8 protein-coding genes and 1 tRNA gene are annotated in these 7,602 nt (G+C 67.5%); 2 read left to right on the top strand and 7 right to left on the bottom strand.

Going from position 1 to position 7,602, the window contains the following annotated elements; translation table 11 throughout:
• Positions 1 to 115 precede the first annotated feature (115 nt).
• A complete protein-coding gene (locus tag AB0O34_RS35620; protein ID WP_363923203.1) occupies positions 116 to 550 on the top strand; it encodes a tyrosine-type recombinase/integrase in 435 nt (144 codons plus the stop codon).
• Between the two features lie 91 nt (positions 551 to 641).
• Here AB0O34_RS35620 and AB0O34_RS35615 read toward each other — a convergent pair.
• The 7 genes from AB0O34_RS35615 to AB0O34_RS35585 form a co-directional block, all read right to left on the bottom strand.
• Positions 642 to 716: transfer RNA gene (locus AB0O34_RS35615), tRNA-Val, on the bottom strand.
• 35 nt (positions 717 to 751) lie between these two features.
• The gene (locus AB0O34_RS35610) at positions 752 to 1,888 is read right to left on the bottom strand and encodes an ROK family protein (RefSeq protein WP_363923201.1); all 1,137 of its coding nucleotides are present in this window, start codon (positions 1,886 to 1,888) and stop codon (positions 752 to 754) included.
• 270 nt (positions 1,889 to 2,158) lie between these two features.
• Complete coding sequence (locus AB0O34_RS35605) at positions 2,159 to 2,323, bottom strand: hypothetical protein (RefSeq protein ID WP_363923199.1); 165 nt, start codon at positions 2,321 to 2,323, stop codon at positions 2,159 to 2,161.
• Positions 2,324 to 2,530: 207 nt separating this feature from the next.
• A complete protein-coding gene (locus AB0O34_RS35600) occupies positions 2,531 to 2,989 on the bottom strand; it encodes a peroxiredoxin (RefSeq protein WP_363923197.1) in 459 nt (152 codons plus the stop codon).
• Positions 2,990 to 3,108: 119 nt separating this feature from the next.
• Positions 3,109 to 3,537, bottom strand: coding sequence for a DUF3052 domain-containing protein (locus tag AB0O34_RS35595; RefSeq protein ID WP_358556973.1), 429 nt, complete (start codon positions 3,535 to 3,537; stop codon positions 3,109 to 3,111).
• Between the two features lie 134 nt (positions 3,538 to 3,671).
• The gene (locus AB0O34_RS35590; RefSeq protein ID WP_363923195.1) at positions 3,672 to 4,079 is read right to left on the bottom strand and encodes a secondary thiamine-phosphate synthase enzyme YjbQ; all 408 of its coding nucleotides are present in this window, start codon (positions 4,077 to 4,079) and stop codon (positions 3,672 to 3,674) included.
• 10 nt (positions 4,080 to 4,089) lie between these two features.
• A complete protein-coding gene (locus AB0O34_RS35585) occupies positions 4,090 to 4,284 on the bottom strand; it encodes a DUF1918 domain-containing protein (RefSeq protein WP_248958741.1) in 195 nt (64 codons plus the stop codon).
• A gap of 519 nt (positions 4,285 to 4,803) precedes the next feature.
• On the opposite strand from AB0O34_RS35585, the gene aceE reads away from it, so the two are divergent.
• Positions 4,804 to 7,560 (top strand): pyruvate dehydrogenase (acetyl-transferring), homodimeric type, encoded by a 2,757-nt coding sequence (gene aceE / locus AB0O34_RS35580; RefSeq protein WP_363923192.1) that lies wholly within the window; start codon positions 4,804 to 4,806, stop codon positions 7,558 to 7,560.
• The last annotated feature ends 42 nt before the right edge of the window (positions 7,561 to 7,602 follow it).

Genomic DNA, 7,602 nt, shown 5'->3' with positions numbered 1-7,602 from the left:
GTCATGCCCAGACGCTACCGGTTCATAGGGGCAGCTTTCCGACCGGTGCTGCTGCACAGCTAACCAGCACGAAGATCACGATCTACGGCTGGAGTACTAGTTTAGGCAACAGCATGTGGAACTGGACACCGGAGAGCTTCTCATCGGTCCCCCCAAGTCGCGGGCCGGCGTGCGTACCGTCGCGATCCCTTCGGGGATCATCCCGGTGCTTGAGCATCACCTTGCCGCCTACACCGGTCCCGAAGACGATGCGTTGATCTTCACGGGCTCTCGGGGCGGCATCCTCCGGCGGAGCAACTTCCGCCGGGCGGCCGACTGGGCGAGCGTCACGCGCAAGATCGATTTCCCCGGGCTGCACTTCCATGATCTCCGGCATACGGGGAACACGCTCGCGGCCGGCTCGGGGGCGAGTCTTCGCGATCTCATGGAGCGTATGGGGCACGACAGCGTACGCGCCGCAATGATCTACCAGCACAGTACGGCGCAGGCTGATCGGAAGATCGCTGACGCGATGAACGGCATGATCAAAGAAGCCGGTACGGGCGGATGATCGCGAAGGATCAGCGCCAAGATCCGTACCCTAATGGCACGCTAATGGCACGGAACCCCCGTCAGAAGATCTCTGGCGGGGGTGTTTTGGCTGGTGGGCGCTACTGGGTTCGAACCAGTGACCCCTCGCTTGTAAGGCGAGTGCTCTACCGCTGAGCTAAGCGCCCCGGACGCCCCTCGCGGGGCGCGGACGGGCTACACCTTACGGTACAGAAGGCGACCTGAGCACATCCAGCGCCCAAGTGGCTCCCGCGTCGGGGATGCCGGCGGCCTGCCAGCCGAGGAGGGCGGCGCCGAGCATGCCCGCGCTCATCCCGAGGGCGGCGCGGCGCAGCGGAGGGGCCGGCCGGAAGGTGAGCCTGCTTTCGAGCCGTTCGGCCAGGGGGGCGAACAGCGCCGGGCCGGCTTCGGCGAGGCCTCCGCCGATGACGATGGACGACGGGTCCAGCAGGAGCGTGTAGGAGGCGAGGGCGAGGGACAGGGCCTCCAGGGCCTCGTCCCAGACGATGGAGGCGTCCGGGTCGCCGAGCATGGCCAGGGCCACGACATCCTCGGCGGGAACGGCCATCGGTCCAGGGTTACCGGCGCCGATGGAGCCGATCGTCACACCAGAAGGTGCGCCCCCCGGGCCCGTCGTCGCGCCAGAAGGTGCGCCCCCCGGGCCGGTCGTCAGGCCGGACGGTCCTGTGTGTGCGTTCGTGGAGGCGGGCAGGTCGCGTACGGAGGCGGCGCGGCTGCGGCGTTCGCCGTAGCGGCGGGCCACCGAGGCGGCTGAGGCGTAGGTCTCCAGGCAGCCGATCTGGCCGCAGGCGCAGCGTTCGCCGTCGGGGAAGACCGGGATGTGCCCGATCTCGCCGCCCCATCCAGCCGATCCGCCGTACGGCTCGCCAGCGATGATCATGGCTCCGGCGATTCCCGTGCCGATGGGAAGGAACAGGAAGTCCGGTTCGGCGCGGCCGGCGCCGAGGACGCGTTCGGCCAGCCCTCCGGTCCGTACGTCGTGGCCCAGCCGGACCGGCACCTCCAGCGAGGTGAAGTCGGCGGCGGGGACGTCCTTCCAGCCGATGTTGGCCGAGTAGACGGCCGTGCCGGAGGTGACCAGCCCGGGTACGGCGAGGCCGACGCCTGAGGGGGTGCCCTGGCCGGCCTCGGCGAGATCGTCGATGAAGGTACGGATCGCCTCGACCACGCGCAGGGGGCCTTCGGCGCGCGGCGTCGCGCGCTTGTCGGTCAGCAGCACCTCGCCTGACGAGCTGACGAGGCCGCCCTTCATGGCGGTGCCACCGACGTCCAGAGCGACGACATAGGCGTTCGGCGGGGCCTGGCTGTAGGTGTTCACGCGCGGGCCCCGTTCATGCGCTCGCTGGAAGGGTTCACGCGCGGAGCCTCGCCGTAACGGTTCACGCGCGGGCCTCCGGCGTGGCGGGGGAACTCAAGTGGCTGGACTCGTACACCGAGTTCTTCCCCTCTTTCACGATCTTCACGGTCCGCCTAGCCGTGATGGGCTCCGGGGCGTGTTGCGCATTCCCGCGCAGTTTTGCCCATAAGCGTGCATGAGTCAAAACCGGAGAAAGGCGACAAAGATCACTAAATTGGCCAGATCGCAAGGTCAGGAGGTCGACTGCTTTCCGAGGACGCGGCTCAGCGCGGCCTCGACCTCTTCCGACAGGCCCGGCGCCCCCGCCTTCACCAGCGAGGCCTCCGCGGAGGAGTGGGCGAGCCGCACGGAGCCGCACGACCGGCACTCCACCTCCCCCAGCCTGCAGATCAGCATGGTGGAGCCACATGATCCGCAGTGGTCAAGGTCGAGATCGTGTTCACGCTGGCAAGCCGGGCAGATGAGCACCTGCGTCTCACGGCGAACCCCTCGCCGCCACGGGCTCGCGCCACGCACCGGGTCCGTCTGCCGGACCCCGCACCGATAGCAGGGCATCGTCGCCACCGCCTTCGTCTTCGCCAGGTCACCGCCCGGCGCACATCGCTAGGAGATTTCCTCGAGCACCTTGTGGTACTCGGAGATGTCGCGCGCCGAGGGGATGGGGTTCACTGCCTTCCACCGAACCACGCCCTCGCCGTCGATGACGAAGGTGCCGCGAAGCGCGAGACCCCTCTCCTCATCGAAGACACCGTACGTTTGCGCTACTTCGCCATGCGGCCAGAAGTCGGAGAGCAGCGGGAAGGTGAAGCCCTCCTGGTCGGCCCAGGCCCGGTGGGTGAACACCGAGTCGACCGACACGGTCAGCACCTGGACGTCCTTGGGCGCCGAGGAGACGAACTCGTCACGGATCGCGCACAGCTCGCCGTGGCAGATGCCGCTGAAGGCGAGCGGATAGAAGATGAGCACCACTCGCCTCCCCCGGTGGTCGGCCATCCTCACCGGCGTGCCGTGCTGGTCCTTCAGCTCGAAGTCCGGGGCCTTGTCGCCCACCTCGACTGCCATGCCAGTCCTTTCCCCGCGGAAAGTGCCCAGAAGATGAACGAATGACCGCGAGCGCACATCATCCTGCCGTACGGCCTGTGTCAGCCGTACGGCAGGGGAAGCGAATCGAAGAGCTCTACCTAGCGGCGACCCTTGGGAGCGACCAGCCGCGTACCCGACCAATCGCGGGCCGCGCTGACGCTGCTGGTCTGTGAGAGGCCCGCCGTGGTGGCGTCCTCCCCGATGTCGCTGGGCTCGACGTGACCTTCCCGTCCCACCTTGGGAGTCAGCAGCCAGATCTGACCGCCGTCGGCCAGTCCGGCCATCGCATCACTCAAGGCGTCGAACAGGTCTCCATCCCCATCGCGCCACCACAGCAGCACGACATCGATGACCTCTTCGGAGTCCTCATCGACCAGTTCGTTGCCGGTCAGCTCCTCGATCGACTGGCGAAGCTCCTCATCGGAGTCCTCATCCCAGCCGATCTCCTGCACCACCTGACCCGGCTTTAGACCGAGTCGCTCGGCCAGGCCGCGCTCGCCCTGCGCCTGACCCGCGGTCGCGCTCACGTTTATCCCTCCTGCTTGGATGGCCCCGCCCTATGCGGTTTCCCGGCCCCTGCGAGGCCGCTTCGGCACAGTCCACACGCTGTGACCCATCGTCGTCAACGGTCGCCACGACCGGTGACCCGCACCGTTATCTGCTAGTCCGACAAAAACGACAAACGAACACGCCGTTCCGAGTTGTCGACGTTCAGGTCGACGATAGCGACTGACTGCCATGTCCCCAGCGCCAGCCGACCGTCGAGCACCGGAATCGTCGCGTGCGGCGGGATGAACGCCGGCATCACATGTGACCTGCCATGACCGCGCGAGCCGTGGGCGTGCCGCCACCGCTCGTCGGCCGGCAGCAGGTCGCTCAGCAGGCTGAGAAGATCGTCGTCGCTGCCGGAGCCCAACTCCATCAGCGCCACCCCCGCCGTCGCGTGGGGGACGAACACGTGCAGCAGCCCGTCTCCCCCAGACGACCGCGCGAACTCCTCGCACTGCCGGGTGATGTCGTGCACCCGTTCCCTGGTTCCCGTGCTCACCTCGAACGTCTGCGATTTCACTTAACGGATCTTATGATCCCCGCTGAACTGGGACGACAATCGCATCCGGACCGGGAAACACCAATCCGGTGTGCCCGTCGTCGAAGCGAACGACGTATGGCGGGCATCCGTCGGGTCCCCGCACCTCGATGATCAAACCGGGCCGATCCCTGTCACCCACCGTCGTTCCGTGGACGAGGAGCCGGTCGCCTATGGTCGCGTACACGTCGATCCCTCCTTCTTCAGGGTCCTCTACCAGGGTCGTACGGCTCGCGCCCGGCGAAAAGAGGAGGAGGCCCTCACTGGCAGAGGGAGGGGAAAACAACACCGAAACGTTACTCGGCCAAGACGCGCTCCGGACCCAAGGAAGCCGGCCGCCGGCGAGGAGGCAAGATCGAGGGCCGCCCGGCCCTCGCCTCTTCAATAGGGACACGCGCGCGGGCGAGCGGATACGCCCACGTCCAGGCGGTTGGAAGGCCCCCTCGCGGGGGAGGCAGTGGGGAGCGGCCCCCTGGGAACCCCCCAGATCAGGCCAGGGACGAACCCCCGGTTATGTGCCGATTGTTGCTTGCTGGGAGAATCGTCCTACCATCGGTGGTCTAGGCCACAGTTGTGCCCCTGCCAGCAGGGACATCTTGGTTACCGGACGGTAGAGATGCACTTTCCGGAGTAAGCGGCCAGGATGGAAGACGACCTAGACATCGTAGAAGAGGCTTACCAGTCCATCCTCGGAAGGCGAGACCCAGTGGCTTCCGGACGCCAGCGTTTCTCGATCATCAGCGACGGCCTACCCAGTCAGCTGCCTGATGTCGACCCCAGCGAGACCCAGGAGTGGCTCGAGTCGCTTGACACCGTCGTGAAGACGGAGGGTCGTAGCCGAGCCCGTTACCTGATGCTGCGCCTGCTCGAGCGGGCGAGAGAGCATCAGGTGGGGGTGCCCGGGCTGCGGAGCACCGACTACATCAACACCATCCCGCCGGAGCGCGAGCCGTGGTTCCCGGGCGACGAGTACGTCGAACGGCGCATCAGGGCCTACACCCGGTGGAACGCCGCGGTGATGGTGACCCGGGCCAACGCCCGCACCAACGTCGGTGGTCATATCGCCACCTACGCCTCGGCCGCGTCGCTGTACGAAGTGGGCTTCAACCACTTCTTCCGCGGCAAGGACCACGGCGAGTCGGGTGACCAGGTCTTCATCCAGGGCCACGCCGCCCCCGGCATCTACGCCCGGGCGTTCCTGGAAGGCCGCCTGAACGAGTCGCAGCTCGACGCCTTCCGCCAGGAGCTGTCCCACGGCTTCAGGGGCCTGCCCTCGTACCCGCACCCGCGCCTGATGCCCGACTTCTGGGAGTTCCCCACGGTCTCCATGGGCCTCGGGGCGATCGGTGCGATCTACCAGGCCCGGTTCAACCGCTACCTGCTCAACCGCAAGATCAAGGACACCAGCCGCAGCCACGTCTGGTGCTTTCTCGGCGACGGTGAGATGGACGAGCCCGAGTCGCTGGGCGCGATCGGCCTCGCCTCCCGCGAGGAGCTCGACAACCTCACCTTCGTGATCAACTGCAACCTGCAGCGGCTCGACGGGCCGGTGCGCGGCAACGGCAAGATCATCCAGGAGCTGGAGTCGTACTTCCGCGGCGCCGGCTGGAACGTCATCAAGGTGGTGTGGGGCCGCGAGTGGGACCAGCTCCTCGCCGCCGACGTCGACGGCGTGCTCGTCAACAAGATGAACACCACCCCCGACGGGCAGTTCCAGACGTACTCCGTCGAGTCGGGCGAGTACATCCGGGAGAACTTCTTCGGAGACGACCCTCGGCTGCGCAAGATGGTCGAGCACCTGTCCGACGACGACATCCGCAAGCTGTCGCGCGGCGGCCACGACTACCGCAAGGTGTACGCGGCGTTCAAGGCGGCACGCGAGCACGTCGGCCAGCCCACGGTGATCCTCGCCCAGACCATCAAGGGATGGACCCTCGGCAAGGACTTCGAGGCGCGCAACGCCACGCACCAGATGAAGAAGATGAGCAAGGCCGAGCTCAAGGAGTTCCGCGACCGGCTCTACCTCCCGATCCCCGACAAGGACCTCGAGGGCGAGCTGCCGCCGTACTTCCACCCGGGCGAGAACGACGAGGAGATCGCGTACATGCGCGAGCGCCGCGCGGCGCTCGGCGGCTACCTGCCGAAGCGCGTCACGCGGGCCAAGCCGCTCAAGCTCCCCGGTGACAAGGTCTACGCCGACCTGAAGAAGGGCTCAGGCAAGCAGAACGTCGCCACGACGATGGCGTTCGTCCGCCTGCTCAAGGACCTCATGCGCGACAAGGAGATCGGCGCCAAGTTCGTGCCGGTCATCCCCGACGAGGCCCGCACCTTCGGCGTCGACGCGATGTTCCCGACCGCCAAGATCTACTCCCCGCACGGGCAGACGTACGACGCGGTCGACCGCAACCTGCTGCTGTCCTACAAGGAGTCGGTCGAGGGGCAGATCCTGCACGAGGGCATCAGCGAGTCCGGCTCCATGGGCTCGGTGATCGCCGCGGGGTCGGCGTACGCCACGCACGGCGTGAACATGATCCCGGTCTACATCTTCTACTCGATGTTCGGGTTCCAGCGCACCGCCGACCAGATGTGGCAGCTGGGCGACCAGATGGGCCGTGGCTTCCTGCTGGGGGCGACGGCCGGGCGCACCACGCTCAACGGCGAGGGCCTCCAGCACGAGGACGGCCACACGCCGCTGATCGCCTCGACGAACCCCGCCGCCGTGTCGTACGACCCGGCGTGGGCGTTCGAGATCGCGCACATCGTCCAGGACGGCCTGCGGCGCATGTACGGCGAGCAGCCCGAGGACATCTTCTACTACCTCACCGTCTACAACGAGCCCTATCCCCAGCCGGCCGAGCCCGAGAACCTCGACGTCGAAGGGGTGCTCAAGGGTCTCTACCGGTTCGCGGAGGCCCCCGACATCGAGGGTCCCCGGGCGAACATCCTCGCCTCCGGCGTGGCCGGTCGCTGGGCCCTTGAGGCACAGCGCCTGCTGGCCGAGGAGTGGGGCGTGGCGGCCGAGGTGTGGTCGGCGCCCTCGTGGACCGAGCTCCGCAGGGACGCGCTCGACTGCGAGGAGCACAACCTGCTCAACCCCGAGTCCGAGCAGCGCGTGCCCTACGTCACCCAGGTGCTGACCGACGTGCCCGGTCCGTTCGTGGGCGTCAGCGACTACATGAGGGCCGTGCCCGACCAGATCTCGCGGTGGGTGCCGGGCGACTGGGCGTCCCTCGGCACCGACGGCTTCGGCCTGTCGGACACCCGCTCGGCGCTGCGCCGCCACTTCCACGTGGACGCCGCGTCGATCACCCTGGCGGTGCTGACCGAGCTGGCCAAGCGCGGCGAGGTCAAGCAGGAGACCCTGCGCGAGGCCATCTCGCGCTACCACCTGAAGAACGGCGTCACCGAGGTCGTCGCGCAGCCGACCCCGGAGAGCAACGAGACGCAGTCCATGGGGGTCTGACCACCCCGTACCGACGGCAGGCCCCCGCGCGACCATGCGCGG

Origin of the sequence: Sphaerisporangium sp. NPDC088356 (genome assembly GCF_040685555.1) — a bacterium.
Taxonomy (GTDB): Bacteria; Actinomycetota; Actinomycetes; order Streptosporangiales; family Streptosporangiaceae; genus Sphaerisporangium.
Note: the sequence above shows the minus strand (reverse complement) of the source record. Positions and strands in the feature narration are given on the sequence as shown.

Coding starts and splice junctions, on each gene's coding strand:
- AB0O34_RS35605 (WP_363923199.1), bottom strand. CDS start 2,323: ATGCTGATCTGCAGGCTGGGGGAGGTGGAGTGCCGGTCGTGCGGCTCC.
- AB0O34_RS35600 (WP_363923197.1), bottom strand. CDS start 2,989: ATGGCAGTCGAGGTGGGCGACAAGGCCCCGGACTTCGAGCTGAAGGAC.